Annotated in this window: 26 protein-coding genes and 1 tRNA gene; 5 read left to right on the forward strand and 22 right to left on the reverse strand. The window is 63.9% G+C overall.

Going from position 1 to position 24749, the window contains the following annotated elements:
- The coding region (locus tag VGE27_RS08165; protein ID WP_331049157.1) for a hypothetical protein at nucleotides 1-1081 on the reverse strand (1081 nt) is incomplete at its 3' end.
- Nucleotides 1082-1340: 259 nt separating this feature from the next.
- On the opposite strand from VGE27_RS08165, the gene VGE27_RS08170 reads away from it, so the two are divergent.
- Entirely contained in the window at nucleotides 1341-2204 is an 864-nt protein-coding gene (locus VGE27_RS08170) for a hypothetical protein (RefSeq protein ID WP_331049158.1), read from the forward strand.
- A gap of 122 nt (nucleotides 2205-2326) precedes the next feature.
- On the opposite strand, the gene VGE27_RS08175 is transcribed toward VGE27_RS08170, so the two are convergent.
- A tRNA-Cys gene (locus tag VGE27_RS08175) sits at nucleotides 2327-2397 on the reverse strand.
- Nucleotides 2398-2575: 178 nt separating this feature from the next.
- Here VGE27_RS08175 and VGE27_RS08180 point away from each other — a divergent pair.
- Both VGE27_RS08180 and VGE27_RS08185 read left to right on the forward strand, forming a co-directional pair.
- A complete protein-coding gene (locus VGE27_RS08180) occupies nucleotides 2576-3052 on the forward strand; it encodes a MarR family transcriptional regulator (protein ID WP_331049159.1) in 477 nt (158 codons plus the stop codon).
- Between the two features lie 89 nt (nucleotides 3053-3141).
- Nucleotides 3142-3783, forward strand: a complete 642-nt coding sequence (locus VGE27_RS08185; protein WP_331049160.1) for a nitroreductase family protein — start codon at nucleotides 3142-3144, stop codon at nucleotides 3781-3783.
- A gap of 160 nt (nucleotides 3784-3943) precedes the next feature.
- Here the strand turns inward: VGE27_RS08185 and VGE27_RS08190 are convergent, their stop codons facing one another.
- From VGE27_RS08190 to VGE27_RS08245, 12 genes are all read right to left on the reverse strand, one after another.
- Nucleotides 3944-4729: a hypothetical protein gene (locus VGE27_RS08190; RefSeq protein WP_331049161.1), complete on the reverse strand. Its 786-nt coding sequence runs from the start codon at nucleotides 4727-4729 to the stop codon at nucleotides 3944-3946.
- Nucleotides 4726-5652, reverse strand: coding sequence for an ABC transporter ATP-binding protein (locus VGE27_RS08195; protein ID WP_331049162.1), 927 nt, complete (start codon nucleotides 5650-5652; stop codon nucleotides 4726-4728). Before VGE27_RS08195 ends, VGE27_RS08190 begins: the two co-directional genes overlap by 4 nt.
- On the reverse strand, nucleotides 5649-6512 hold the full coding sequence (locus VGE27_RS08200) for an ABC transporter permease (RefSeq protein ID WP_331049163.1): 864 nt from the start codon (nucleotides 6510-6512) through the stop codon (nucleotides 5649-5651). Before VGE27_RS08200 ends, VGE27_RS08195 begins: the two co-directional genes overlap by 4 nt.
- On the reverse strand, nucleotides 6509-7468 hold the full coding sequence (locus VGE27_RS08205) for an ABC transporter ATP-binding protein (protein ID WP_331049164.1): 960 nt from the start codon (nucleotides 7466-7468) through the stop codon (nucleotides 6509-6511). The genes VGE27_RS08200 and VGE27_RS08205 overlap by 4 nt, the downstream gene beginning before the upstream one ends.
- Before the next feature lie 86 nt (nucleotides 7469-7554).
- Nucleotides 7555-8634: a 1,2-phenylacetyl-CoA epoxidase subunit PaaE gene (gene paaE / locus VGE27_RS08210; RefSeq protein ID WP_331049165.1), complete on the reverse strand. Its 1080-nt coding sequence runs from the start codon at nucleotides 8632-8634 to the stop codon at nucleotides 7555-7557.
- Nucleotides 8635-8664: 30 nt separating this feature from the next.
- Nucleotides 8665-9228 carry a 1,2-phenylacetyl-CoA epoxidase subunit PaaD gene (gene paaD, locus VGE27_RS08215; protein ID WP_331049166.1) on the reverse strand — a complete coding sequence of 188 codons (564 nt, stop codon included), beginning with the start codon at nucleotides 9226-9228 and terminating at the stop codon, nucleotides 8665-8667.
- Nucleotides 9229-9243: 15 nt separating this feature from the next.
- Nucleotides 9244-9990 carry a 1,2-phenylacetyl-CoA epoxidase subunit PaaC gene (paaC, locus tag VGE27_RS08220; protein WP_331049167.1) on the reverse strand — a complete coding sequence of 249 codons (747 nt, stop codon included), beginning with the start codon at nucleotides 9988-9990 and terminating at the stop codon, nucleotides 9244-9246.
- Nucleotides 9991-9992: 2 nt separating this feature from the next.
- The gene (gene paaB / locus VGE27_RS08225; RefSeq protein ID WP_345787998.1) at nucleotides 9993-10277 is read right to left on the reverse strand and encodes a 1,2-phenylacetyl-CoA epoxidase subunit PaaB; all 285 of its coding nucleotides are present in this window, start codon (nucleotides 10275-10277) and stop codon (nucleotides 9993-9995) included.
- The gene (gene paaA, locus VGE27_RS08230) at nucleotides 10274-11287 is read right to left on the reverse strand and encodes a 1,2-phenylacetyl-CoA epoxidase subunit PaaA (RefSeq protein WP_331049169.1); all 1014 of its coding nucleotides are present in this window, start codon (nucleotides 11285-11287) and stop codon (nucleotides 10274-10276) included. Before paaA ends, paaB begins: the two co-directional genes overlap by 4 nt.
- Before the next feature lie 335 nt (nucleotides 11288-11622).
- Nucleotides 11623-12573, reverse strand: a complete 951-nt coding sequence (paaX, locus tag VGE27_RS08235; protein WP_331049170.1) for a phenylacetic acid degradation operon negative regulatory protein PaaX — start codon at nucleotides 12571-12573, stop codon at nucleotides 11623-11625.
- Between the two features lie 112 nt (nucleotides 12574-12685).
- The gene (locus tag VGE27_RS08240; RefSeq protein WP_331049171.1) at nucleotides 12686-14830 is read right to left on the reverse strand and encodes a glycosyltransferase; all 2145 of its coding nucleotides are present in this window, start codon (nucleotides 14828-14830) and stop codon (nucleotides 12686-12688) included.
- 49 nt (nucleotides 14831-14879) lie between these two features.
- Nucleotides 14880-16064 (reverse strand): HlyD family secretion protein, encoded by a 1185-nt coding sequence (locus VGE27_RS08245; protein WP_331049172.1) that lies wholly within the window; start codon nucleotides 16062-16064, stop codon nucleotides 14880-14882.
- A gap of 333 nt (nucleotides 16065-16397) precedes the next feature.
- Between VGE27_RS08245 and VGE27_RS08250 the strand changes: the two genes are divergently transcribed.
- Both VGE27_RS08250 and VGE27_RS08255 read left to right on the forward strand, forming a co-directional pair.
- Nucleotides 16398-16736: a hypothetical protein gene (locus tag VGE27_RS08250; protein WP_331049173.1), complete on the forward strand. Its 339-nt coding sequence runs from the start codon at nucleotides 16398-16400 to the stop codon at nucleotides 16734-16736.
- A complete protein-coding gene (locus VGE27_RS08255; protein ID WP_331049174.1) occupies nucleotides 16733-17584 on the forward strand; it encodes an aldo/keto reductase in 852 nt (283 codons plus the stop codon). The genes VGE27_RS08250 and VGE27_RS08255 overlap by 4 nt, the downstream gene beginning before the upstream one ends.
- 35 nt (nucleotides 17585-17619) lie before the next feature.
- On the opposite strand, the gene VGE27_RS08260 is transcribed toward VGE27_RS08255, so the two are convergent.
- The 8 genes from VGE27_RS08260 to casA are packed head-to-tail and all read right to left on the reverse strand — an operon-like array spanning nucleotide 17620 to nucleotide 24480.
- Nucleotides 17620-18480 (reverse strand): class I SAM-dependent methyltransferase, encoded by an 861-nt coding sequence (locus VGE27_RS08260; RefSeq protein ID WP_331049175.1) that lies wholly within the window; start codon nucleotides 18478-18480, stop codon nucleotides 17620-17622.
- A gap of 45 nt (nucleotides 18481-18525) precedes the next feature.
- A complete protein-coding gene (cas2e, locus tag VGE27_RS19480; protein ID WP_345787997.1) occupies nucleotides 18526-18810 on the reverse strand; it encodes a type I-E CRISPR-associated endoribonuclease Cas2e in 285 nt (94 codons plus the stop codon).
- Nucleotides 18791-19723 (reverse strand): type I-E CRISPR-associated endonuclease Cas1e, encoded by a 933-nt coding sequence (cas1e, locus tag VGE27_RS08265; RefSeq protein ID WP_331049176.1) that lies wholly within the window; start codon nucleotides 19721-19723, stop codon nucleotides 18791-18793. Before cas1e ends, cas2e begins: the two co-directional genes overlap by 20 nt.
- Nucleotides 19724-19730: 7 nt before the next feature.
- Nucleotides 19731-20408 (reverse strand): type I-E CRISPR-associated protein Cas6/Cse3/CasE, encoded by a 678-nt coding sequence (cas6e, locus tag VGE27_RS08270; protein WP_331049177.1) that lies wholly within the window; start codon nucleotides 20406-20408, stop codon nucleotides 19731-19733.
- Complete coding sequence (cas5e, locus tag VGE27_RS08275) at nucleotides 20405-21160, reverse strand: type I-E CRISPR-associated protein Cas5/CasD (RefSeq protein WP_331049178.1); 756 nt, start codon at nucleotides 21158-21160, stop codon at nucleotides 20405-20407. The genes cas6e and cas5e overlap by 4 nt, the downstream gene beginning before the upstream one ends.
- Nucleotides 21157-22221, reverse strand: coding sequence for a type I-E CRISPR-associated protein Cas7/Cse4/CasC (gene cas7e, locus VGE27_RS08280; RefSeq protein WP_331049179.1), 1065 nt, complete (start codon nucleotides 22219-22221; stop codon nucleotides 21157-21159). Before cas7e ends, cas5e begins: the two co-directional genes overlap by 4 nt.
- A gap of 10 nt (nucleotides 22222-22231) precedes the next feature.
- Nucleotides 22232-22846 (reverse strand): type I-E CRISPR-associated protein Cse2/CasB, encoded by a 615-nt coding sequence (gene casB / locus VGE27_RS08285; RefSeq protein ID WP_331049180.1) that lies wholly within the window; start codon nucleotides 22844-22846, stop codon nucleotides 22232-22234.
- The gene (gene casA / locus VGE27_RS08290) at nucleotides 22843-24480 is read right to left on the reverse strand and encodes a type I-E CRISPR-associated protein Cse1/CasA (protein ID WP_331049181.1); all 1638 of its coding nucleotides are present in this window, start codon (nucleotides 24478-24480) and stop codon (nucleotides 22843-22845) included. The genes casB and casA overlap by 4 nt, the downstream gene beginning before the upstream one ends.
- Nucleotides 24481-24749: the final 269 nt, after the last annotated feature.

The raw sequence follows: 24749 nt of genomic DNA on the forward strand, positions 1-24749 counted from the left end.
GCAGCCCACGCCGCGAGTAGTCGAGCGCGAGCGCGATGGTCAGTCGCCCTTGTCCAATGAGCGCGCGCCCCCAGTCGAGCCCCACCTGCGATGTGGCGCCATTGAGCCATGTGACGATGCCCGTGCCCCACAGCTTGGCCAGCGTACGCAGCACCACGTAGTGAATGATCACCAACCACCACACCACGTTCGAATCCGGCGCCCACGACGCGCCAGCCAGCAACAGCAACACGTAGTACAACGGGCGTTCACCGCTGCGCAGCACCTCGGCCACCGCGCCGGGCTGACGCAGCGAATTCACCAGAATCACGCCCATCACGAACGCCGCCAGCGATGGCGACAGATTGAGATAGGCCGCCGCCCCTGAGGTGAGAATCACGGCGCCACCGAGCGAAATGAACAGTCGATCGGGACTCTGCTCGTCGCCCAGAAACAGGTGAAAGAGCGTCCCACCCACCGCACCGATACCGAGCGTGATCACCACCCATTCGGTGGTGGTGAGTGCGCGAATGGAAACGGGAGTGGCGACGTGCATCATCGCGAGCATGATGCCGAAGGCGAGCACACTCACGAACGCGTCCATGCCATTGCCCACTTCGATCTGCTGCAACACCGGCGCGCGGCGACGCTGGTCGCCATAGGCCACGTCCAGGCCCGCAGGCGTGGACGCCACGGCAATGGCGCCCAGGCACAGGGCCGGTGCGAGTGCGGTCGCCACATCCACTTCGAAGGCGACGTGCAGTGCCCACACGGCCCCCGCCGCCACCAGTGCCAGCGTGGCCACGGCTTCCACCAGCGCCAGGCGGTAATGCATGGACGGCACACGAACCAACCGCTGCAGCCGGAGTGGCATCGCGGCGGTGATGCCCATCCAGCCAATGCCCAGAATCACGATGGGCTGGAATGCCTCGATGGCCGACGGGGTGAGCAGCCCGGTCACCTGGGGCCCAAGCAACACGCCCAGCACCAGGTACTCGGCGCCCGAGACGATCAATAGCCGCTTCGCCAGCCACTCGTACGCGACATGCGTGGCCAGGAAGGCCAGTGCCGCCACGAGGATCAGGATCAGGGGTGTCGTCATGCTACCGTCCGCTGGCGTTCACAGGCACTGTCCGAAATCGATGACAGTTGCCGTACATCAGGAGGCCCGAAGAAGGCGCCTCATCCCACGATAGGTGCTCGACCATCAGTTGGACAAGATGGCCAAAGCGTCTATTTGACAACGACTTGCGAATTCATTGTCGCTCCTGGGCGATCTATCTCATCCGGACTACGACCAAGGTGCCATACGCTGGCATCTCCGATGCGTGGTGGATAGGCAACCCCTTCGGAGACTGTCCATGACCCTGCATCGTCTGTTCAACCGCTCATTCACCGTCGCTCTGCTCACATCCACCATCGCCGGCGCGGCAGAGGCGACCACCGTCAATCGCACGCTGTTCACCTGGACCGGTCGTGTGGATCGTGAAGTCTACCTCACCATGCGTGGCAATGACGTGCGGGTGAGTGGCACCGATGCCCGCCTGGCCAACCGGGCGCGAGTCAGCACGGCGCTGCCGCGTGGACGCGGCGACGTCTACATCCGCGTGAACGATGGCCGTGGCAACGTGGACGTGATCGAGCAGCCGTCGGCGCGAAACGGCTATACCACAACTATTCGCGTGCGCGACCCCCGTGGCGGTGCCGACAACTATCGATTGACGGCGTACTGGCAGGGCGATGATCGCTATGACAACCGGAACGACAATCGCAACGACAACCGGGGCAACGACCCGTGGGATCGTCGCGACGACCGCCGGGACGATCGACGCGACGATCGCTGGGACAACCGCCGCGACCGCGACAATGACCGAAACGATCGCAACGATCGTGACCGCAACGGTGGATGGGACAACCGCGGCGGCAACGAATCGGGCTTCCTGCGCTGGAGTGGTCAGGTGGACGACGTAGTCGAACTGCGCATCTCCGGTCGTCGGGTCGACGCGTTCGCCCGCAGCGGTCAGCCAGTGCGCGACGTCTCGAGCAACCTGCGCGGCAACGGCCTCCCGTCACGGGCAGTGACCGTGCGGACCGAGACGCAGGTGGGACGCGGCAGCATCGACGTGGTGCAGCAGCCGGCCGCCTGGAACAACTACACGGCGGTCGTCCGCATCCACGACCCGCGTGGTGGCGCGTCGCTGTATGACCTGAACATCTACTGGTAGCCGATGATAGCCGGGAGTTCGGCACCGGTAATGACGAAGCGGGGCGATCCTCGAAGAGGATCGCCCCGCTGTCGTTTGCATCTCCAAACCCGCAGCCCCCAACCCGGAACTGCAGTACCTAGAGGCGCCGGTCGGAATCGAACCGACGGTGGGAGATTTGCAGTCTCCTGCCTTACCACTTGGCGACGGCGCCGTACCCCGCTTCCGGCCACAAGCCGGTGCGGACTGGGCAATGTATTCGAGGCCTCCCGCTGGCGATACTGCGAAGCCGGCAATTTCTGAGCTCCGCAGCGGTGACGGGCGTGCGTGTCCACGGGTATTGCATTGACAATATTCGTTGCAACATAGATATTTCTTTCACAGGCATCACCATGACACAGACGCTCACACCTCCCTCTGCCGCCCCGGCCGAACCCTGCAGCTCCGCTGCAGCCTCGGTCCATGCGCTCCGCGCCGCCACGGCGCACATGGAGCGCACCATGGCACGGGCGCTCGAGCCATTCGGCATCACCGCCGCGCAGTACGAATTGCTGCAGGTGATCCAGGTGCGGGCCGGTCAGGGTGGAGGCTGCAGTGAGCTGGGTCGGCACCTGGCGGCACCTGGCCCGGACATCACCAGAATGCTCGACAGGCTCGATAGTGCTGGCTTGGTGTCCCGTAACAGGGACACTACGGACCGCCGTGTAGTGCACACCGCCCTCACCGACAAAGCCACCGAATTGCTGGAGTCTGTCGCCACAGCGGCGTCGGAAGCTGAGCAACTGATCTTCGCTGGCCTGAGCGACCCGGAGCGCTTGCAGCTCACGGCACTCCTCCGCCGCATCCGACAGAACTGCCCCATCGATTGACCTGACTCGGCCCAGGCCGCGTCGATTGTCTCCTTGCGCTTCGATATCTGTTTTCACGAACAACGTCACACCAACAGGAAAACACTGAGATGATCGCTGCGGACCTCTCCAAGTCCACCGTCCAGCGTGCGGCCCTCTCGGCCGCCGATGCGGCCGTCTCGCGCCGATCGGTGCGCGCCTACCGCGACGTCCCGGTCACCGAAGACGAAGTCCGCCGCCTCCTCGAGCTCACCGGGCGGGCGCCTTCCGCGCACAACCTCCAGCCGTGGCGTTTTGTCGTGGTGCGCGATCAGGCCCTCAAGAGCCAGCTCAGCGCGGCGTCCTTCAACCAGAAGCAGGTGGCTGACGCGCCGGTGGTGATCGCCATGTATTCCGATATGGAGGACACCCTCGAGTCGCTCGACCAGGTGGTGCACCCGGGTCTCGACGCCGAGAAGCGTGCCTCCACCATCGACGGCCTGCGCACCCGATTTGGCAAGATGACCGCCGAGGCACGCGGCCAATGGGCCAACAGTCAGTCCAACATCGCGCTCGGCTACCTGCTGCTCATTGCACGCAGTGAAGGACTCGACACGTCACCCATGCTCGGTTTCGAGCCCGACAAGGTGAAGGCGCTACTCGGCATCCCCGCACACGCGACCATCACCGCGCTCGTCGCCATCGGTCGCGGCGCCGAAGATGGCTTCGTCTCGCACCGCCACACCGTCGATCGTGTCGCCTCGTTCCTCTAAAAAACGGGACGAACACAGATAGCACAGAAGAACAGAAAGGCACAGATACTACAAAACAATGGATCTTTGATCTCTTCAACGATCAAGGATCCATTTCACTATTCAGATGCTGTATCTGTGCCTTTCTGTTCTTCTGCGTCATCTGTGTTCCCGCCGCTGTTCACGCTCCTGTCCGTGCGATCCGCGGCCGATCGAGCAGTCGCGCACCAGCAATCACCGAAGCCACAAGCACAAAGAGCGCGGCCGGTAACACGAAGGACAACGGCACACCGCCATCCGACGACGCCGTCGTATCGGTGAGCGACGCGGCCACAGTGACAATCCACTGCCGCACCGAGAGGTAGCGCAGTGCCTGGAAGGTGGATGACAGCACACCTTCCCAGACGATGACGTAGAGCAAACCCATCATCAGTGCGCGCCGAGTCCAGAGGGACAGCAGGGTGAAGAGCGCGGCATATACTGCGGCGCCCACGCTCACACCTGCGGCAAACGCCGGCACCACACCACCGGAATCGGCTGCACCCAGCACGATCACACCGGTAGCCACCACCGTAAGACTCGACAGCAACGCCGTGAGGATAGCCGCGAACAGCATGCGCGACGCCACGATCCACCACCGTGGCGTGGTGGTCGTCACGAGATACAACACCGTGCCATCCTCCGACTCGGCAGTGAACGCACTCGTGCCCAACAGCAGCGCGAGGACCGGCGTGGCGAATCCGCTCACCAACGCCCCATAGCGCTGCAGCAAGAACTGCGTGGCGTCTTCCATCGCCATGCCGCCGCCCATTCCCAGTGCGAGCACCACCGGCAGCGACAGTACCATCAGTACGGCCGCGATCACCCCAGGCGACATCGTGCGCGCCCACGCGAGCCGCGCCAGCACACGCGCTGTGGCGATCCATGACGGTGCACTCGATGCTCTGGAGCGAGATGGTCCACTCATCGCGCCACCAGATAGCGGAAGACGTGTTCGAGTGATTCGTCTGCCGGTTGCACCGACTGCAGACTCACACTGACCTGCTGCGCCACACGCGCCAACTGCCGTGCAAACGCGGCGTAGTCCGACGTGCGCACGAGCAGCTGTGTGCCCGTGATTTCCACGCCGAGCACATCGGGCAAAGCGACCAGCGCCGAGGCGAGCACACGCACATCGCTGGCCCGCACGCGTACTGTATGCGGACGATCGGTCATGAGCCGACGCAGTGTGCGATGGTCGCCACTGGCCGCAAGCCGTCCGGCCACCATGACGAGCATGCGCGACGCCACGCCCTCGATCTCCTCGAGGATGTGGCTGGAGAGCAGGATCGTCGCACCCGCTGCCGCCTGCTGCTCCAGCAACTGCATCATGTGCGCGCGCTGACGCGGGTCGAGACCATTGAATGGTTCATCCAGCAACAGCACATCAGGGCCATGCACCATCGCCGCGGCCAGCTTCACGCGCTGCCGCATGCCCTTGCTGAACCCATCCACCGGGCGATCGGCCACCGTGTCGAGCTCCACGGCGGCCAACACTTCACGTGCCGCCGTGCGAACATCCGGCACACCAAGCAGTGTGGCACGGGCTTCCACAAATGTGCGGGCACTGAGCGTTGCAGGGAGCGCCTCGCGCTCCGGAACAATCCCGAGCCGCGCAAACACTGATGGACGTGCGAAAGGCGATTCACCAAACACCAGCACCTTGCCAGAAGACGGTGTCTGCACACCTGCCGCCAACTGCATCAGCGTGCTCTTGCCTGCCCCGTTTGGCCCCAGCAGTCCCGTGATGCCCGGCTCCACTACCGTGGACACGTCATTCACGGCCACCACATCACCATACCAATGCGAGACACCCACGAACGCCAGTGGGGCTACCGCCGTCGTGTTCATGCGTCCACCCGCTCGAGCCGGCGTGCAGCAATCAGCGAGGCCACCGCACCGAGCCCGCAGAACACCAGCACGAACACCATCACTGGCGGTGGCGGATTCACTTCCATCGCCCGCGTGGTCTCACCGAACAGCAGCATGGCCATGGTGCGCAGCGCGCGCAGTGGATCGAGGAACTCGCGCACCACATCAGGCATCGCTGCCAGGTCATCGGCGCCCGTGGTCACCGCCGCAGCGGCGAGGAACAATCCCACCACCAGCATGGACGCATACCCCCGACGCGCCGTGAGGCTCGCCATCATCGCCGCCAGCGAGCCGATCACCCATGCCGTGAGTGTGCCGCACAACAGCACCGGCCAGAGTCGCGGACCAATCTCGGCGAAGCGCGCAGCCGGATCGGTGGCGATGGCCAGCTCGCCGACATAGAGCACCAGCAACGGCACCGTCGCCACCAGCCACATCGCCGCCCATACGGCAGACAGGCGCGCCAGCGCATACTGTCGCGGCGAAAGCGCCCGCGTGAGTAAGAGCGGCAGCACGCGATGCTGTCGGTCACGGCACAACACCTCGGGCACCTGCGCCGCAGTGAACAGCGCCAACAGCAACAGCTGCGAACCGATCAGCAATCCGTAGGGAATGACTTGCTGTCCGTTCGATGCGCCAACTGCGACCACAGTCCCCAGGCAGGGCAGCAGCACCATCGCGATCACAAATGCCGGGATGGCCTTGGCGCGCAGCCCGCGCCCCAGACCAAACATGCTGCGGAATCCCTGCCAGACCAGCGCCTGCCACGCACCGGTCCAGCCCTCCCGCACGCCATCGTAGCGACGATAGCCGAGATTGTGAATGGTGGAGCTGCTCATGACACCGCACCGGTCGCAGGTGTGGATTCGCGAAACAGGTCATCCAGTCGCGCGCGACGCCGCTCCATGCGCAGCAAACCCACGTCCGCTTCCACCACCGCGTCGCGCACCGCGTCGTGGACGCGCTCCGTCGCATTCACGGACTTGGGAGCGTCGCCCATCTGCACCCGCACCCACTGTCGCTCCACCTGTACCTCTGCGACGCCTTGCACGCGAGCACGCAGCGCCGTCACGAACCGCGGAAGATCGCCGTCCACTTCCACCAGCAGGTCGCCGGTCTCTCCGGTCAGTTCGTCCATCGACTCAGCGCGCACCAGACGCCCACGATCCATCTGCACGATGCCATCGCAGATCCGTTCGAGTTCACCCAGCAGGTGGGACGACAGCAGCACCGACAAGCCAAATTCGCGACCCGTGCGACGGATCAACCCCAGCATCTCTTCGCGGCCGGCAGGATCGAGACCGTTGGTGGGCTCATCGAGAATGAGCACGCGCGGATCGTGTACCAGCGCCTGCGCGAGCTTCACGCGCTGGGCCATGCCGGTGGAATAGGTGCCGATGGGTCGGTAGCGCTCCTCGAACAAGCCGACATGCCGCAGCACCTCGGCGCTCCGCTCACGCGCCACATGCGCCGGCAATCCACTCAGGCGGCCCATGAACGTGGTGAACTCCGCACCACTCATGTCGGGCGGCAGGCAGTCGTGTTCGGGCATGTAGCCCACGAGCGCACGAATGGCATCCGCCGAGCGACGCACATCCTGGCCCAGTAGGGATACTTCGCCACTGCTCGGCTCCACGAGTCCAAGCAGGATGCGGATGAAAGTGCTTTTGCCCGCCCCGTTTGCGCCCACCAGTCCGGTGATGCCCGACGCGATGGATACCGTGAACCCATCGAGCGCCATGACGGTGCCAAAACGGCGACTCAGTGCACGGGCATCGATGAGGGGAGCGGCCATGGCGCAATGTATTCCCGATGGCGCGGCGTTGGCGAGAGGCGCCGCGCGTTGCACCAACCGCCTGCTACAGGAGCCTACAGCAGGACCTACTGGTCGTAGTCGACGACCAATCGATCGGTGAGTGGGTAGCTCTGGCAGGTGAGAATGTATCCGCGTGCCACCTCGTAGTCCTCGAGGCCGTAGCAGCGGTCCATTTCCACTTCACCTTCGATGACCTTGGCGCGGCAGGTTGAGCACACGCCGGCCTTGCACGAATACGGCAGTTCGGCGCCCGCACGACGACCGGCATCGAGCACGGTCTCGCCGGTGCGCGGCATCTCGAAGGTCTGCTGGCGGCCATCGAGCACGATGGTCGTTTCGCAATGGGCATCGGCAACACCAGCCACTTCGGCCTGCGCGGTGCGCGCACGACGCGGCGTGCTATCGTCGGTGGTGAACAGCTCGAACTTGATCTGCTCCGACGTGAGCCCCGCATTCTTGAGCGTGGCCACCGTGCTCAACGTCATCGACTCGGGACCGCACACGAATGCGCCGTCCACCGTCTTGATGTCGATCCAGGTCTTGAAGAGCTGCTCGAGCTTGTCGCCGTCGATGCGGCCGTTGAACAGGTCGATGTCCTGCGTTTCACGCGTCAGCAGGTGCACGATGCTGAACCGCTCGGGGAAGCGATCCTTGAGATCGTGCAGCTCTTCACGGAACATGATCGAGCCCGTCGCGCGGTTGCCGTACACCAGCGTGAAATGGCTCTTGGGTTCACCGAGCAGCACCGACTTGAGGATGCTGAGCACCGGCGTGATGCCGCTGCCGCTGGCGATACCGAGGTAGTGGTGCGAGGCGTCGGGATTGATGGCCACGGTGAAGCGACCCGTCGGGCGCATCACATCGAGTTCTGTGCCTGCGGTGAGCGCCTGGTTGGCCCACGTGGAGAACAGTCCCTGTGGCACGCGCTTCACCGACACGCGCAGGTGACCATCCTGCAACGCCGAGCAGATGGAGTACGAGCGGCGGCACTCCTCGCCGTCCAGCGTCTGACGGAAGGTCAGGTACTGGCCCGGCTGGAACTGGAAGTGCTCGCGCATCTCTTCCGGCACATCCAGCGACACCACCACGGACTCACGTGTGTCGTGCTGAACGTCCCGCACCTGCAGTCGATGAAAATCCCGCATCTCGCCCTGAACTCGTAGAGAGAAGAAAACTCAGATCGGCTTGAAGTAGTCGAACGGCTCGAGGCACTCCATGCAGGCGTAATGCGCCTTGCACGGTGTCGAACCGAACTCGCTCACCAGCCGGGTGCGCGAGGAACCGCAACGCGGGCAGGCAATCGTTGCCACAGGTGCTCCACGTCGCGTGAGCGGCACCAGCACCTCTTCCCGCGTGCCCGGCGGGGCAATGCCATAGTCGCGCAGTCGCTCGCGGCCGATATCCGACAACCAGTCGGTAGTCCACGCCGGCGAAAGACTGGTCTCGATCGTCACGCGGAGCACACCGCGCGCGGCAAGGGCGTCCTTGATATCGCCGGCGATCACCTGCGTAGCGGGGCAGCCCGAGTAGGTCGGCGTGATACGCACCAGCAGCGTGGCGTTATCACCGTCACCCATCCACTCCACGCCACGCACGATGCCCAGATCCACGAGCGAGATCACGGGGATCTCGGGGTCGGGTACCTCACCGAGCCATGTCCACACCTCGGCCACCGATGGCCGGGAGGACAACGTGGTCTGTGCGGAAGCGCTCCCATCGCGCGGCGGCAACGACACCATGGTCAGTAGCCCGTCTTACCAAGCCTGACCGGGATACGCGCGCTGCAGGTACTGCAGATCGGCCAGCACGTATCCGAGATGTTCGCCATGACGCCCCTGCTTGCCACCGCGCTGCGGCCACTTGGACGCGGCGGGTACCGTCAGCGTGGCGGCGACGAGCGTCTCGTGCACGATGCTGTCCCACGCCGCGCGCAATGGCGCGTGCAGCACGCCCATGCCCGCCGCCTGCGCCGCAACGTCGGTCTCGTCGTCCATGAACAGCTCGTCGACGTACGGCCACAACTCGTTCACCGCGGCCTGCATGCGGCGATGACTTTCATCGGTGCCGTCGCCAAGACGCACGACCCAGTCACCACTGCGACGCACATGATACGCCACTTCCTTGGACGCCTTGGTGGCGATTTCGCGGACGCGATGATCAGCGGCCCGCGTCAGGCCACGCAGCACGAGGTGGTGCCATGCGTCGAAGAAGAACTGCCGCGCCACCAGAAAGGCGAAGTCGCCGTTGGGCTGCTCCACCAGCAACGCGTTGCGGAACGCGCGCACGTCGCGGAAGAACGCCAGCGCATCGGCATCCCGGCCTTCACCCTCGATCTCGCCCGCCAGCGTCAACCACAACCGCGCCTGGCCGAGCAGATCGAGCGCCACATTGGCCGACGCCAGTTCTTCCTCGAGGATGGGCTGCTTGCCGACGGCTTCCGACAGCCGGTGCGACAGAATCAAGCCGTTGTCGCCCAACCGCAGGAGACTCTCGACCAGCATGCTCACATGTGCCCCACTTCGTCCGGCACATCGAAGAACGTCGGGTGCCGGTACGGCTTGGTGTCGGCGGCGTCGAAGTTGAGCTCCTTGTCTTCGGGCGCACTGGCGACGATGTGCGACGAACGCACCACCCACATGCTCGTGCCTTCGCCGCGACGCGTGTACACGTCACGTGCGGCCTGCAGCGCCATGTTTTCATCGGCGGCATGCAGACTGCCCACATGACGATGCGCGAGCCCGTGCGAGCTGCGGATGAAAATCTCGAACAACGGCCACTCTTTCATCAGGACGCCCGCTTCTGTTCGGCGTTGGACTGCGCAGCCCTCTCGGCGGTCTTGGTCGCATGCGCCGCCGCGGCTTCACGCACCCAGGCTCCGTCGTAGAAAGCCGAATTCACGGACTGCATGCGCTGCCGGTTGCACGGACCATTGCCGGCCACCACCGCCTGGAACTCGGCCCAGTCGATCTTGCCGTAGTCGTAGTGCCCGCGCTCTTCGTTCCAGCGCAGGTCGGGATCGGGCAGCGTGATGCCGAGATATTCGGCCTGCGGTATGGTCTGATCGACAAAACGCTGACGCAGTTCGTCGTTGGAGAACAGCTTGATCTTCCAGCGGGCCGACTGCGCGCTGTGCACCGACTCCGCGTCCGGCGGGCCGAACATCATGAGCGACGGCCACCACCAGCGATTGAGCGCGTCCTGCAGCATCTCCTTCTGCTCCGCCGATCCCTTGGCGAGCACCATCAGGCTGGCGTAGCCCTGACGCTGATGGAAGCTCTCTTCCTTGCACACGCGGATCATGGCGCGCGCATACGGGCCGTACGAGCAACGCTGCAGCGGGATCTGGTTCATGATCGCGGCACCATCCACCAGCCAGCCGATCACACCGATATCCGCCCACGTGAGCGTCGGATAGTTGAAGATGCTCGAGTACTTCGCCTCGCCCGTCACGAGCTGACGCGTGAGCTCTTCGCGCGAGACACCAAGTGTTTCCGCGGCGCTGTACAGATAGAGGCCATGACCGGCTTCGTCCTGCACCTTGGCCAGCAGGATCGCTTTGCGCTCGAGATTCGGCGCCCGCGTGATCCAGTTGCCCTCGGGCAGCATGCCGACGATCTCGGAGTGGGCGTGCTGGGAGATCTGCCGGATCAGCGTCTTGCGATATGCCTCGGGCATCCATTCACGCGGCTCGATGCGGATGTCCGCGTCCACGCGCTCCTGGAAGCGCCGCGCTTCGGGCGACATCTCCTCGCGCGATTCAACGCGTGAGACGCCGGTGTTGACCATCTGTGCGTACATGCGACCGGGAGCTGGGCGTGGCGGGAACGTCGTCAGCGAGCGGACGACGGGGAATGAGCTTCTTTAATGATACGATTTTTTCGCCTGACGTCAACTTTTCGTATCACATCAAAATGTTTTGGAATCAGCCGCAGGAGGCAGTGGCAGGAAGCAGTCCTGCTCCCCGCACACTTTCCAACTCCATCCTGTTCACCTCTAGAAACCAATGACGCCGGGGCGCCAAAGTCCGTCGCAGTCCCGTCTTCGGTTTCCAGAGGTGAACAGGGAGGAGATGGAGAGGAAGCAGTATGCAGGACCGCTTGAGAAAGCCACAAAAGGCGCAGCAACAAGCCACTTCACGCGAATTCCGTGAAACGGGCGCGAAACTCCGCGCTCACAGGAACCCCGTCCTTACCCAAAGCCTCGGTCAGATACGCCTCAGCCCCCGGGGTCACCGCACGATAGACCCGCCGACTGAGCGCATACGCCGGCCCGCCGGGCCAGTCGGGCGGCAGCATGGCCGCTGGCAGCCTCGGGTCGTGCAGCACCACCCGGCGGTACCAGTGCACCAGCAGGGTTCGCACGAGAAACGCCTGCCGTGGCGAGAACCCGGAGCGGGTCTCGACAGCCTCCGCCACAGGAGCGAAGCGCGAGACGAAGTCCTCGTATTGCATCGCCACCGCATCGAGCGGCCAATAGCCCGCCAATTCCGACAGCTCACGCTCCGTGACACCCGGCAAGTCCTGGGCGCGCACCACGAAGGCGTCGTCCCGGACCCCAAGCTCCTCCAGGAGCTCACGCAGACGCTCGGCGTCGGCCTGGGGATGCGCCAGCAGTCCCGGCGTGATCGTCGCAAAGCCTTCCCACGCCAGGTCGCGCCGCAGGTCGGTGCGCGAGGCCATCACCTCTGCACCCCGCGGGATCAGCACCAGCGTCCACTGCCCATCCCAGGTCGGCGATCCCGGGTGATAGATGCGACGCGACGCCAGCGCGAATCGGCGGCGACCGGCCTCGGTGAGTGCATAACGGCTTTGCCGTCCCTGACGCTCCGCCTGTAGCCAGGCATCCTCGGCCAGGCGATACACACTGGTCCGCACCGCGCGTTCGTTGATACCGAACGTGTCCATCAGGTCGATCAGTGTGCGCAACCACGCCGCACCACCATGCGGCGCGATGGCATCACCGAACACCGTCACCACCAGCGACGTCGTGCGCGGCGGCTCGTCACGCAGTAGCTGACGGGCCCAGCGCGTGATCGTCGAGTTCGCGGATGACCCTTCCACGGCGCCAAGGGGTGAGGTGAGCACGGCAGGTCGCGTGTGCGACCACGCTGCCGAACGGTGACGTTGGTGCACGTCGAAGAACGTCCGCGCAGTTTACACCCGCAGCACGATTACGCCACGCGATTGTGCAACACCGCTAGGCGACGCGCAGTGGACGGGCCGAAGACTCGGACTCGGGCGCTGGCATCAGACGCGGGTAGGCCGCGGCCGGGCGCATCGTAAGGTCGGGGCGCAACCCGACGATCGGCGCCGGTGCGTCGGCGGGCTCTCGCGACGGCAATACCGACCATCCCGGAGCCTGCATGCGACGCGGTGCACCCGCCAGACGACGCCAGATGCCCAGACGATCGGCCGTACCACTCACCACCTTGCCGTGATTCTCGTAGGCGTGGGTGAAGATCTTGGCCATGAGCACACGCGCCACGATGGGATCTTCCTGCTCGAACCGCGCGCCGATGCCCACGTCGCCGATCCAGCGTGTCACCACCGCCGGGATATCGCCCACGTCGGACACATGCACCGTGATGGTTGTGCCGACGGCCGGCCGCTCGATGCCCCACGCGATGGCCGCACCCGTGATGCTCACGTCTTCGAGACCAATGCGGCGGCGCACACCCTCGCAGCTCGCCTCGTGTGTCTCGTGAATGAGGAAGCGCTCCTCGCCGCGACGCCGGTCGAACTCGAAGGCCATGAGCAGACACGCGAACATCACCAGCACCGTGCAGCAGCCCCAGAAGATGGATGGCGTCAGGAAGGCATCGGGTGGCACCCGTTCGAAGCTCGGCAACTGGTTCACCACCATGCCCGTCACCATGCCGAACATCACGGACAGCGAAATGCCCACGGCACGCGCGTCCACTTGCATGCCCTGCGCCAGCTTGCCCTTGGGCGTCACCTTGAAGCCCACGGCAAACGGCCTGAAGAGACTGTGCACCACCGCCGGTGTGAGGCGGAATGAGGCAAACACCGAACTCGCCAGCGAGATGATCGTGTTGCGATGCACCGTGGCCAGCGCCCGATTGGCGCCCCACATGCCCAGCAGCATCGGCACCTGATGGAACAGCAGGTCGTCGCCAGTGGCCGATGGTACGCCGATGAGCCCGAGCCACAGGAACAGCAACGGCGCGAGAATCATCAGGGGCAGGCACAGATTCGTGGCCACCCACGACAGCGGCAGGAAGAACAACCGCTGAATGAAATTGAGCCCCGGCGCAGTGAGCGGACCGTTCTTGAGGAACAGCAGCTGGATGCCACCGCGGGCCCACCGCGCGCGCTGCGTGTACATCGCGGCCAACCCCTCCGGCGCGAGACCACGCGCGAGCCGTTCGTTCAGGTAGACCGTCTTCCAGCCACGCTGCAGCAGCACGATGCTGGTGAGAATGTCTTCGGTGATGGAGTCGGTGGGAATGCCGCCGATCGCTTGCAGCGCGCTGCGCCGAGCAAGGCTGTTGCTGCCACACGAGAAGGCCACGCCCCACCCATCACGGCAGGCCATGATGTCGGTGAAGAAGAACTCCTGATCGTCGGCATGCTTCTGGAACACACCCAGATTGGCCTGCACCGGGTCGGTGTTGAAGAAGTGATGCGGCACCTGCACCAGCCCCGTGCGCTCTTCGCGGAAGAAGCCCACGGTGCGCTGCAGGAAGTCGCGCTGTGCGACGAAGTCGGCATCGAACACCAGCACCAGGTCACTGTGCGTGATGCTCAGTGCATGATTGATATTGCCGGCCTTGGCGTGCGCGCGATCGGGGCGACGGATGTAGTTGACGCCCAGCTCCTCGCACGACGTGCGCAGCCAGTCGCGCGCTCCATCGTCGAGCACGTGTACGATGATGTTCGGATAGTCGAGGGCCAGCGCGCCCACCACCGTCTTCTCGAGCACGTCCCACTCTTCATTGTAGGTCGCAATGAAGATGTCCACCGAAGGCAACGTCTCCGGTGACTGCTCGTGGTACCAGCGCTGATTGTCGTCGGCCTCGGCATGGCGATCGCGACGACGGCTCAGCATGAGCAGGTACACCAACCCTTCCACCAACAGCATCATTTCGGCAAACCAGAACAGCCACACCCAGGTGGACTGCAGCGTGCCATCGAGCGGCACGGGCCATACGGTATCGACCGTACGCCAGATGGCGTAGCGCACCGCCAGGAGAATGGCGAGACCCGCCACCGACGCGCGCACCCAGGGTGTGCGCATCGACATCAGGGGCGCGAGACAGATGAACACCAACACGGCCAGGGCCGTGGGCATCCATGCCGGGATGATACCGGGTTCCATCATGGGCGAATCAGCAATGAGGACAGCGTCGCAATCAGCGGCGCAGTCTCCATCACTTCATCAGGCGGCTGGCGAGCTGCAGCGGACGCAGCGGTGCCTTGTCATCGAAGAACACCTTCGCATGACGACCCACCTGGCAGAAGTTCGCCGATGACTGCTGCAGCGACTTCGCATCCACATCCACGATCACGCGGCTGTCACCGCGCCGGTCCTGCAACTTGAGTTCCGCTGCCGACGCAATCTCGGGACGAAGACCACCACCGCGCACCGAGCGCACCCGACCACGTGCTTCGTAGGTGGTGCCGGCCAGGCGCACGATCACCGCCTTGTCGAGATCGATCTTATCGGCATCGCGGGGCGACACCGTGGCTTCGAGGTACACCCGCGAACAGTCCACCACCGTCGCGATGGGCGCACCACGCAGTACACGCTCGCCCGGCACCGCCGTCATCTGCCACACGGCGCCGGCCGTCGGGGCCGACACATGCACAATACCACTGCTGTCCGACGCCACGTTCAGCGCCCCTTCAGAAATGGTCGTGGCTTCCCCACGCAGCGCATCACGCTCGGCGCGCAGACGGGCAATGTCCACCGTCAGTTGGTCCATACGCTGCCGCGAGTAGGGCACGTCCTGACCACTCTGTTCACTCACCACGTTGTTGCGAGCCGCACGAATGCTGATGCGCAGGCGCGTCGCCGCCGCTTCGGCCTCCACGAGCGCCGTGCGCGCGCGGGTCACATCCAGCTTGCTGCTGCCATTCACGCCGACCAGCGCATTCGTCTGTTCGGCCACCAGCTTGCGTTCTTCCACCCGTCCTTCGGCGGCGCGGAGATCCGATTCGAGCTGCTCGACGAGCGTCGTGCGATAGCGCTTCTCGCGCAGCACCAGCGAATCATGCAGGGCGATGAGCGTCTCGAGTTCGCGGCCGATGATGTCGGCGCGTCCGTTGAGGAGCGAAGAGCGCGTCGAGAGCGACTGCGCATTGTCCTGCGACCAGCCATCGCGACGGAGGCGGGCCAGCGTGGTGCCGCGCGCCACGCGGTCGCCGATATCGGCGCCCACCGAGTCCACCACGCCTTCCATGGGCGCCACGATCTCGATGCGGGGCGCATTCACGACCGCTTCGATGGAGGTGGCGTACAGCGTGCGTTCCATGAGCACCGAACCCACGGCCACAATGATGCCGAGAGCGAGGAGGAGTCGAGGAACGCGGGAGTCGAGCCGTTTGAGAAGCATGATGGGGTGTGAGGTCGTCACTCCAGAGCTTCGGATGGCAACTGTCCGCACTTGAGCACCCGGACGTGCGATTCCTGTAACAGGGTCTACTTTGTCGGCATTCCAGAGGTGGCTATGACTGTCACACGCGATCAAGGGTGCCAGCCGGAATGCTTGCCGGAACACGGGCATTTTCCCTTGCTGGGACGGCTCGGATGTCCCTCTCCCCCTCCCTTCACTACGATTAGCAGATCGCCGTTCAACGCTGGGGGAGTGATGGTTGCAGGACAAACAGGGCGCCGGGCGTGCCTGGGACGACACATTGGCCGGGCGATGCTCGGCCTGAGCCTTGGAATGGGCGCCGTTGGGTGTGGTGGCTCACTGGAGCCCACCTTCGAGTTTCGTGTGGAGGGCACGGTCACCGGGGCCACGGCAAACGCGGGCGCCTACGCGGTGGTGACCGGGCAACTGTACGAGGGGGGCTGCGGCACCGGCACTCTTCGGCAGACCTCGACGGCACGCGCTGGCGTCGATGGCCGGTTCAGTGTGGGCTTCGGTGTCGCGTTCAGTGGGTGCATTCGCCTGATCGCCACCAGCACGTCGGCCACCGGCTCGGCCGACCGCACCGGGGTGCAAGCGGGCGGGGCCGGCGCCAAGGTCGTGCAGATGGACGTCGTGTTGGGTGTGCCATGACCGCCATCCCCGACGTCCGCCTGAACGACGGCACCACGCTGCCGGCCATCGGGCTCGGCACGTATGGCCTGAGGGGCGCCGCCGGAGTGCAGTCCATGATCCAGGCGGTGCAAAACGGCTACCGCCTGCTCGATTCGGCGGTGAACTACGAGAACGAAGGAGCGGTTGGCGCCGCCGTGCGCCGCGTGACGCGGGAGCTGGGCATCCCGCGCGACGCTTTGCGGATCACGTCGAAGCTGCCCGGGCGGCACCATCGTCAGGCGGCTGCGCTGCTCTCCATCGAGGAGTCGCTGTTTCGCACCCAGCTCGACTACTTCGATCTCTACATCATTCACTGGCCCAATCCGCGCCAGGAACTGTACGTAGAAGCGTGGCAGGCTTTGGTGGAAGCGCAGAAGCGTGGCTTGGTGCGCTCCATCGGCGTGAGCAACTTCCTGCCAGAACATCTCGATCGCATCATTGCCGACAGTGGTGTGGTGCCGTCGGTGAATCAGGTGGAGCTGCATCCGTACCTGCCGCAGGACGAGCAGCGTGCGTATCACGCGAAGCACGGTATCGTGACCGAATCATGGAGTCCGATCGCCCGTGGCAAAGAGTTGCTGGCCGAGCCGGTGCTCGAGGCCATTGCCACGCGTGTGCAGCGCACCGTGTCGCAGGTGGTATTACGCTGGCATGCGCAGGTGGGTGCGATCGCGATCCCCAAGTCGGCGTCGTCGGAACGACAGCAGGAGAATCTCGCACTGTTCGACTTCACGCTCACTGATGCGGATATGGCAAGCATTGCCACACTGGCGCGCGAAAACGGCCGGATTTTTGGGTTTCATCCGGCCGATCACGAAGAGTTCTGAGTTGTTCTGGGTGGTTCTGATTGAACCGCGACGGCCTAGGCGCCGTTGCGCGCGGTGACGATCCAGGCGGCGCCGTCCATGGTGACCGCCTGATCGGTGGCGCGGGTTTCGAAGGCGGCGCGTACGGCAGCCGCAGCGCGCTCACGAAGCACGTCAGGCTGATCGGCCAGGGCCCGGGCCAGCGGTCCCACCTGCAGGGCGAGTTCGAGCGCCGCGCCGATGGCCTCATCGCGCGTGGCCGCCTCGCCGTACACCTGCGGGCTATCGAACGGCGTGATGGCGATGTCGATGAACCCGGCGGTGGACAGCGTGCGCCGCACACGATCGTCATCACCAAAGGCGAATGGGCCGGGCGCATCGGGAGCCGGCGTGGGCAATGGCGGCAGGATATCGGCCACGGCCCGCATGGGCAGGCGCACCCAGTCGTTCTCATCGAACGGGCGCCAGCACACGAACGCCAGTCGGCCTCGCGGCGCGAGCGCCGTGCGCAGATGAGTGAATGCGGCAGCCGGATCGTCAAAGAACATCACGCCGAAGCGCGAGAAGAGCAGATCAAACGCGCCGGTGGGCAGATCGTGCCTGGACGCATCTCCCAGCACAAATGACACCGGAGCGCCCTGTGGTGTGCGCTCGCGCGCCCGTGAGAGCAGCGGCTCGGAGATATCGAGGCCGAGCACGGAGCCGGATGCGCCCACGCGCGCGGCCAGCTCGAGCGTCGTGGCACCGGAGCCGCAGCCGACGTCGAGCACGCGCTCGCCCGGTACCGGTGATGCGGCCGCGATGGCGGCTGCGCCGTAGGGGGCCAGCATGCGATCGAGTCGCGACTGATTGTCGCGCCAGACCTCGCCGGAGCGGCCGGTCCAGTCGAATGCGGCTTGGTTGGGTTGACTGGTCAAGTGTAGCCTCCTCCAGACGTGAAAGGTCTTGCAAGAACCGCCGCTTCATTCCGGTGGAACGTCAAACCTCACGAGAGTCAACCCGTCGAAATCTATGGGCAATCGTCGATTGGGCCCGGCTGTCTCAAATTCGAATCCGGAATCAGTCGAAGAAGACCAGGCCAACGCCGCTGAGCCGTCACCGAGCAGTTGAAGTGTTTCCACCCAGATCCGTTCACGGGTCCTCGTGCTGTATACGCCCACATACACACCCGCGCGGATCTCGGCGAGCCATACGGCCAGCCGCCCCCGGAGCCGCGGGGGTGCGTTCTCAACCACGATGACCATCATCGGCGCTCCGGATCTCGGGTAAGGCGGGCGCCTGCCCTTCTGGCGCCTCTTGCGGAGGTGTCAGCCCGCTGGCTTCGAGAACATCGGCAATGGCTGGGATAAGGCGATCGAGCAAGCGTGTCCGTCGAAACGCCTCGCGACATCGAATACGGACCTCTCGTTCAACACCGGACGCCGGAATGTTTCCTCGCTCGCAGCGTGCTGCGACCGAGAAAGCTTCCGGCACGACCGTTTCAAACTTGAACAGATCCGCTATGTCGTAGACAAAGCTCAGCGGCTTCCCCCGGTGCAGGAACCCAATCGCTGGCGCATACCCTGCTGCGAGGACCGCCGCCTCGGTCAGGCCGTACAAACACGATGTGGCAGCGGACAGACAGCGGTTCACCACATCCGCATCCGACCACGCGGCGGGATCATATTTCCTTCCGCTCCAAGTAACCCCAGCCGAGGCGGCGAGTGCTTTGTACATCCCACGTACTCTGGCGCCTTCTATTCCGCGTAGCTGGTCGGGCGACCGCCGCAGGGGTGCTTCTTCATGAAAGCGCATCGCATACATGCGCCGAATCACCTTGAGACGCGCAGTTTCATCCAGAGCGGCCTGAGCCTGATACAACAGTCGGTCGGCGCGAGCACCACCCGGCTGGCCCGCCGCGTACAGCCGGACACCCGCTTCGCCCACCCACACGACGAGACAGCCGACCCGTGCAGCCAACATGATCGCCGCATGGGAGATGCGAGTACCCGGCTCGAGCATCAAGCAGGCCAAGCCGCCCACAGGAATCTGCACTCGAACACCAGACCGATCGACGAGGACAAAGGCCCCATCAATCACATCAATAAGTCCATACTCCAGAAAGACTATGCTGGCACGATCCTTCAGTGGAATCGGGCGTAGGGGTACATACTCCGACATGGCGTCGTCAGCTTCGGCGAACCAACATCAGTCCACAGCCGAATGCCTTGGCCCGACCCAGACCGTTGAACAACGCAGACCGCATCGGCTCAGGGTCGCGAACCCGAAGAACACCGCGGACATCCAACACACCAAACGTTGCGTCCTTGGCCTCTCGCCGTGGCATGTGCCACACATTGTAGGACTGCACGTCAAGGGTCTCGAGTTCGTATCCGGCACGATCTCCCTGAGCACTCATCCAGACCCGTGCGACATCCTGCACACGTTCGCGTCGTGCTTCAGAACGGCCAGCCTTGTCCAGGCCATGAATGGCATGCATCAGGACATCACTTCGCACCCCACGCTGCTGCCGACCCATCGATCGACTGACCGTGGCATTGACACGAAGCTCGAACTCGAGTCGATCTCCCACGACAAGCCTTGGATCGTAGTGCCGAGCGGGCCACACATCGAACAACCCCAGTCGGTCCTCGGGCGCACGATCCGCTACCACGTAGTACTCGCCGGGCCGATGCTCCCTCCACAAAAAGTCCCTCTTGCGATCGGGACTATCAGCGAACAAAGACCACATGAGATGGTGCCCGGCGGCGGTGCGCGGACCATCACCATCAGGGCGTAGCAGTGCGCGGATCGCAGCCACTGGCGGATCGTCTCGCAATACCAGCTTCGTCAGCAAACGACTCATGGATGGGTGACCTCCGGCAATTCATTGAACTCCACGCTCCGGTCGCTGAATAGCCAGGTCCGTCGGTCGCCTGGCTGATCTCGCCGAACCGCACGATGACCACCCATTGGCATTCCCGTCGGAATCGATGCATTGCCATCGTAGGCCACCAGTCGTCCCCACCCGCTCTTTGGCCGCAACACAGGAAGTGCTGCCGTTTCCTGAGGCACGGGAGGCCGCAGAGCAAAAGCCGCCGCCAATGAATCAGCAACGAGCAGTTCTGGAAACAGCGGCCATGCAAGCACATTGGCACGCCTTCCAGCATAGAGTGCAAACTTCGGTTCCTGCAATGCGGCCTTCACGTCCGACAAGCTCCATGGGGACGACGTGCGCTCCAGCCAAAGCATCGACGTGAAGAGTGCATCGCACCGATAGGCACGCCGCGACAGCATGGTCACGCGGTCTTTGTGAGCCATCATCGCCGCACGGGTCCGCGCCCCACTTCTCCGCATATTCAAGCGAGAGACCGACTGGGCCGTATGGAAGTCTTCCATAGTGGTCCCTGCTACATCCATACGGACCCCAATGCCGAATGCTGTGGCGAGCTCCTGTTGTGTCACATGATCCTCGCGACGCACGCCAAGTGCCGCCCCCACCAATCCGATCGTAGCTGACCGACTGGGCATTTCCCACGTGCCTCGCCGCTCGCCCACAGCAATGTCCCCCCAGCTGGAGAGCGGGGCATGAACAGTGAACGCCAGAAACTGGTTCACGCTACCGACTCCGCAGCAAAGCTCAGTAACTCCGCCAACGATCCGCTCACCGCTTCCGGTGCGACCGACATGGTCACGCGTGCGTCGGCACAGGCCCCGTAAGCCTGATCGAAGTGCCCGCACAGTGCTGAAAGACGCTCGGACGAGACCCCCAGCACCTCTGTTCCTGAGACGGGCTTGAGGAATGCTGCGGCCAAGGAGCGGGGTTGCTGCGTACCACGCTCGAGCATCACGAACGAGGCGCGTGCTCTGGACGCGAAACTGGCCTGCTTGCCACGGGGGGCAACGGTCGATGCTGCCTCGACCAACGCCTGCAGCGCATCGCGCGCCACACCGGTGCTGCCATCAAGGTTCGAAACAAGGAGATCGACATCAACACAGACGTAGATGTAGAACAGGCCCGCCCCGAACTCCTGCACGCCGATGAAGGAGGTACCAACCGATTCGTCCTTCTCCCGGTGCTGGAGATCATCCACCGCCACGTAGTAGTCGTCCTCGGTCACACCAGCATGTGTGGTGAAAGCATGCGCTACCTGAACGGCCGCGTCCCGGTTGAACCCCGGCTCATCGGCCAACATTCGACCGAACATGGCGATGTCGGCCGCCGTATCCACTTGCATCAACAGGTCCGCAGGCGCGACGGTGAAATCTTCACCGGCCAGCAGACGATCGGCCATCGCCATGGCCCGCACGCGCTCCGTCGGAGATACAAACGCGAGCTGCCGGATGAGTGCCTGTTCCTTTCCCTTGTCTTCGTCCAGCTTGCCGAACACCTGAGCGATGCTCCGCGCCCCTTCGAGCGCCTTGTCCGTGTCCATGCCTCCGGCAACCAGATGCTTCAGAACCTCTTCGCCGAGGCGCTGGGTGCGCTTGCCCATGTGGCCCTTGAGCCGGGTGTCGAACACCGGCGACGTACGCCAGGCTCGCTTGAGGCTCTGCGACGAGATGCGAATGCGTTGCGCTCCGCCATACTCCACCGTTTTGGGCCGGCCGGTGTCATCGCGATTGAGATTGGCAGTGGGGTAGGCCGTGAGCACATGCATCTGCAGAAACGTGGTCATTCCATGATCCTCAGTTTGTCGTTGCGCCAGTGGACGTGGGTTGATTCGCTGCGAAGTAGTCGAAACTCCACCGTTGTTTCACCTTTTCCCTGCGGTTTTCGTCGTACCAATCCATCATGTCCCAGGCAAGAGATTCGACGTTCACCGTCCCGTCGAGCTGGCGCACCAGTCGGATCAAGGTCGTCACCATGTCTTCGCCAGGGGTGGTGAGCAGGACACGGCGAAACCGAATCTCTGCCAGAATGGGTCGAATCGCTCCCGCGTCACTCTCGGACTGCGAGCCAGGGAATTGCTGCCAGCCCAATTGCTGCATGAACCGTCTTCGCCCCTCATGTTGTCTGGCATGAGCCAGTACGCGGGACAGATCGATAGCGGCCAGCGTTCGGGCATCATTCGCCTGCAGTTCTTTCTTCCCGTTCAGTCGGCGAGCCAGTTCGATGGCCATGGGCTCACCAAGTGATTCGGCGCGATTCCGGGCTCGACGCAACCGCGCTCGCACACCCGCGTTTCGCGACTCCTGGAGACGATTGAACCATTCCACGATCGATGATTGGCGCGACTCACTTTTTATCTCCGCGCCTGCCGACACTTGCGCTCCTGACACGGATCGATCGTTGTCATTCATGCTTTCACTCCGGCTTTGGGTTTGCGACGTGCAGACGGTACGGGCACCAGGTTGAGAGCTTCGGCAATTCCACTGCCAGCCTTTCCATAGCCGGCCATGCTCAGCGTGAGGCCTTGTCGGGACCTGACGATTCGGCGTATCGCCATCACTGGCGCTGGTCCAAGTGGTGCCGCTTCGTCGAAGAGGTGCATCACGCACGCCTGAAGCGGCTCATGAAACAGACGTCGTGCTTCTGACACGCTTTCCACTCCCAGGCCCGCACGATAGGCATCACGCAACGTGCGAAAGAACAGGGCTTCCGTACGGGCCCATAGCTGCTGCCGGTATGGATCAGCGGCACTCCCGGCGTCGTCTGGGCGTTCGTACAACGCGCTGGAGATGGCGTAGCCCAGCACGGACGAGGAGATCGTAACGGCACTGGCCAGCTCGCGCGCCAGCAGCAGCATGAATTCCCGCTCGGCTGCCGTGATGAGAGGAAACAGAGGCACACGCGCATCCATCCAACCACGGGCTTTCATCTTGTCCATGTCATAGCCCAGGAGTCGCACGGTGGGCGTGGTCACCCCAACCGCCCTCGCGCGATCCGGTGCATCGACGACGATGGTGGCGGGCTCCCGATCATGTCCTGTGGCCGCCAGCACCAGGTTGGCCCAATCCTTCCACTGAAAGCCGGAGGGCTGGGGATGCATGGGCAACCACTCTCCCTTGGTGAGATAGTACGGCGAGAACGGATGTCGCCACTGCGCATAGTTGACGCCATAGTTGCGCATCGCGAAGCCGACGACGGGGCGTGCATCGACCCTTCCCGTCAATCCGCATGGCGCAACTTCGGTCCCGAACACCAGGCGTATGCGACGGGGCGTCGCGAAATAGGCCTGGGCCGGGTGAATGCCTTCCGGTGTCACGGGTGAAGAAGACTTTTCGGAAGTGCGACATGGCGCGAGCCACGGAAACAGCGCCGCCGGTGCATCGGACCACTGCGATGCGCGTCGCTTCCATTGCGCGACGGTCTCCACATTGAACCAGAGCTGATGCCAGAGTGGTTCGGTCAGTGGATCTGACCGCGGCTCAACGAGTGTCGTCAGCGGCCCTCCACCGCGCATGGAGGTACGATGCCCGGCCCCACCAGCGGGCGCATAGCTCTGCATGGTGATGAGCGCCATCGCCGCCATGGGTCGCGAGAACGCCTCGAACCGCCCCGGCTTCACGAAAAGCGTGGCATTCAGCTCGTCGCTTTGCACGCCGGGAGTGTCGATCAGCAGACGCTCGACGGGAATCGTGCCCTTGCCGAGTACGTCGGCAGGTGCGAAATCCTGCAGGAATGCGGGACCGCTGGGCTCGTCGAGATCGAATGCCGGTGGCAGTGCGTCAAGCTGTGACTGCAGTGAAGCCATTGATGGGGGAGCATCCCACTGCTGCTCCCATTCCTCATCATCCGCCGGGCGCATTGCTACGGAGAGAAGACCTGCGAGGAACTCCAGCGTTGCCGTTTCGAAGTCAGGACGTGGAGCAGCCAGACCGACAACGGCCTCGTCACTGGCCATTCGATCCACTACACGGGCGATCGTGCCCCACTCGACGGTGCCGTTTCTGAGGCGCCATGGGAGCCAAGGCTCCGCTCTGAGATCATACATTGGGCAGTGATTTGAGGTAAAATTGCGATGTTAATATAGGTTAAAGTCTTTTTAGTTAATGTCAAGAGTTTTAAAAGAGGGACAAGAGGATCCCCGCCGATCGCAGGGAACAAGAAGGACCTTAGGTCAAAGTCGGACCATCCCCGCTCCGCGAGGTCAGTACTGCAAGCCGACCACCGGGCAATATCGCAGGTCTACATGAGCTACGGCATCCTTCTGCAGTCGACCGACAAACGTACCGGACCCATCCTCGATCAACACCAGCACCG

Origin of the sequence: Gemmatimonas sp. (assembly GCF_036405635.1) — a bacterium.
GTDB lineage: Bacteria > Gemmatimonadota > Gemmatimonadetes > Gemmatimonadales > Gemmatimonadaceae > Gemmatimonas.

Excerpts from the sequence above, each read along its gene's own strand:
- cas7e (WP_331049179.1), bottom strand. The coding sequence starts at position 22,221 with ATGACCACGTTTCTGCAGATGCATGTGCTCACGGCCTACCCCACTGCC.
- paaC (WP_331049167.1), bottom strand. The coding sequence starts at position 9,990 with ATGCTGGTCGAGAGTCTCCTGCGGTTGGGCGACAACGGCTTGATTCTG.
- VGE27_RS08205 (WP_331049164.1), bottom strand. The coding sequence starts at position 7,468 with ATGGCCGCTCCCCTCATCGATGCCCGTGCACTGAGTCGCCGTTTTGGC.
- VGE27_RS08250 (WP_331049173.1), top strand. The coding sequence starts at position 16,398 with ATGGGCGCCGTTGGGTGTGGTGGCTCACTGGAGCCCACCTTCGAGTTT.
- paaE (WP_331049165.1), bottom strand. The coding sequence starts at position 8,634 with ATGCGGGATTTTCATCGACTGCAGGTGCGGGACGTTCAGCACGACACA.
- casA (WP_331049181.1), bottom strand. The coding sequence starts at position 24,480 with ATGTATGATCTCAGAGCGGAGCCTTGGCTCCCATGGCGCCTCAGAAAC.
- VGE27_RS08240 (WP_331049171.1), bottom strand. The coding sequence starts at position 14,830 with ATGATGGAACCCGGTATCATCCCGGCATGGATGCCCACGGCCCTGGCC.
- cas6e (WP_331049177.1), bottom strand. The coding sequence starts at position 20,408 with ATGAGTCGTTTGCTGACGAAGCTGGTATTGCGAGACGATCCGCCAGTG.
- paaD (WP_331049166.1), bottom strand. The coding sequence starts at position 9,228 with ATGGTGTCGTTGCCGCCGCGCGATGGGAGCGCTTCCGCACAGACCACG.
- cas1e (WP_331049176.1), bottom strand. The coding sequence starts at position 19,723 with ATGTCGGAGTATGTACCCCTACGCCCGATTCCACTGAAGGATCGTGCC.
- VGE27_RS08170 (WP_331049158.1), top strand. The coding sequence starts at position 1,341 with ATGACCCTGCATCGTCTGTTCAACCGCTCATTCACCGTCGCTCTGCTC.
- VGE27_RS08245 (WP_331049172.1), bottom strand. The coding sequence starts at position 16,064 with ATGCTTCTCAAACGGCTCGACTCCCGCGTTCCTCGACTCCTCCTCGCT.
- VGE27_RS08195 (WP_331049162.1), bottom strand. The coding sequence starts at position 5,652 with ATGAACACGACGGCGGTAGCCCCACTGGCGTTCGTGGGTGTCTCGCAT.
- VGE27_RS08190 (WP_331049161.1), bottom strand. The coding sequence starts at position 4,729 with ATGAGTGGACCATCTCGCTCCAGAGCATCGAGTGCACCGTCATGGATC.
- VGE27_RS08200 (WP_331049163.1), bottom strand. The coding sequence starts at position 6,512 with ATGAGCAGCTCCACCATTCACAATCTCGGCTATCGTCGCTACGATGGC.
- VGE27_RS08185 (WP_331049160.1), top strand. The coding sequence starts at position 3,142 with ATGATCGCTGCGGACCTCTCCAAGTCCACCGTCCAGCGTGCGGCCCTC.
- paaA (WP_331049169.1), bottom strand. The coding sequence starts at position 11,287 with ATGTACGCACAGATGGTCAACACCGGCGTCTCACGCGTTGAATCGCGC.
- cas2e (WP_345787997.1), bottom strand. The coding sequence starts at position 18,810 with ATGATGGTCATCGTGGTTGAGAACGCACCCCCGCGGCTCCGGGGGCGG.
- VGE27_RS08255 (WP_331049174.1), top strand. The coding sequence starts at position 16,733 with ATGACCGCCATCCCCGACGTCCGCCTGAACGACGGCACCACGCTGCCG.
- VGE27_RS08180 (WP_331049159.1), top strand. The coding sequence starts at position 2,576 with ATGACACAGACGCTCACACCTCCCTCTGCCGCCCCGGCCGAACCCTGC.
- casB (WP_331049180.1), bottom strand. The coding sequence starts at position 22,846 with ATGAATGACAACGATCGATCCGTGTCAGGAGCGCAAGTGTCGGCAGGC.